Here is a 281-nt window from a genome sequence, read left to right on the forward strand (position 1 = left end):
CGTGATGTGAAAACACTTTCTCAGCTATCGGGGCAGCGGCTTGATGACGTAAGCCCAGAGAGTTGGCGGTGGCATGACCGACGTGTGGTATTAGTCGATGGATCAACATTATCCATGCCTGACAGCCCCGCCAATCAGGCTGTTTATCCGCAACCCTCAACCCAAAAAAAGGCATTGGTTTTCCGATCCTGAGAATTCTGGTTCTGATCACCCTGGGTAGTGGTGCCGTTCTGGACTTCGCGACATCTCCTTACGAGGGCAAGGAAACGGGGGAACAAGCC

General features: G+C 53.0%; 1 pseudogene. It reads left to right on the plus strand.

The window, feature by feature from the left end:
* Window positions 1–281: pseudogene (locus E1189_RS24190) on the plus strand (IS4 family transposase); the annotation flags it as partial.

Source organism: Parendozoicomonas verongulae (assembly GCF_009711465.1).
In the GTDB taxonomy this organism is placed as follows: Bacteria; Pseudomonadota; Gammaproteobacteria; order Pseudomonadales; family Endozoicomonadaceae; genus Sansalvadorimonas; species Sansalvadorimonas verongulae.